The following is a 1,073-nucleotide window of genomic DNA, read 5'->3' as shown; positions in this document are numbered from 1 at the left end:
CGCCAGGTGCTCATGTTCGGGGTCACGCGCAGGCTGGCAATCTGCTCAACCGGCTGGTGCGTCGGGCCGTCTTCGCCCAGACCGATGGAGTCGTGGGTATAAACGAACACGTTGCGGATTTTCATCAGCGCCGCCATGCGCACCGCGTTACGGGCGTATTCCACGAACATCAGGAAGGTCGCGGAGTACGGCAGGAAGCCGCCGTGCAGCGCGATGCCGTTGGTGATGGCGGTCATGCCGAACTCGCGCACGCCGTAGTGGATGTAGTTACCCGCCGGGTCAACGTTCAGCGCTTTCGAGCCGGACCACATGGTCAGGTTGCTTGGCGCCAGGTCAGCGGAGCCGCCGAGGAACTCAGGCAACACCTTGCCGAAGGCTTCCAGCGCGTTCTGCGAGGCCTTGCGGCTGGCGATGTTGGCCGGGTTGGCCTGCAGCTGCTCGACGAAGGCTTTGGCGTCGGCTTTCCAGTTGGCCGGCAGTTCGCCGTTCATGCGGCGTTTGAACTCGGCAGCCAGTTCCGGGAAGGCCTTGGCGTAGGCGGCGAACTTGTCGTTCCAGGCCGCTTCTTTCGCCTTGCCGGCTTCTTTGGCATCCCACTGGGCATAGATGTCCTGCGGGATTTCGAAGGCGGCGTATTTCCAGCCCAGGGCTTCGCGGGTGGCGGCCACTTCGGCGGCGCCCAGCGCAGCACCGTGCACGTCGTGGGTACCGGCCTTGTTCGGGGAGCCGAAACCAATCACGGTTTTGCACATCAGCAGGGACGGCTTGTCAGTGACCTTGCGGGCTTCTTCAATCGCGGCCTTGATGGCATCCGGGTTGTGGCCGTCCACGTGACGCACCACGTGCCAGCCGTAGGCTTCAAAGCGCTCGGCGGTGTTGTCGGTGAACCAGCCTTCCACGTGACCGTCGATGGAGATGCCGTTGTCATCGTAGAACGCGGTCAGTTTGCCGAGCTTGAGGGTACCGGCCAGGGAACAGACTTCGTGAGAGATGCCTTCCATCATGCAGCCGTCGCCCATAAAGGCGTAGGTGTGGTGGTCGACCACGTCATGGCCCGGGCGGTTGAACTGCGC

General features: G+C 63.3%; 1 protein-coding gene. It reads right to left on the bottom strand.

Going from position 1 to position 1,073, the window contains the following annotated elements; all coding sequences use genetic code 11:
- The coding region (locus AC1RKG_RS24800; protein ID WP_493183834.1) for a thiamine pyrophosphate-binding protein at nucleotides 1–1,073 on the bottom strand (1,073 nt) is incomplete at both ends.

It is taken from the genome of Serratia sp. GW822-FHT06D09 (assembly GCF_058799515.1).
Note: the sequence above shows the minus strand (reverse complement) of the source record. Positions and strands in the feature narration are given on the sequence as shown.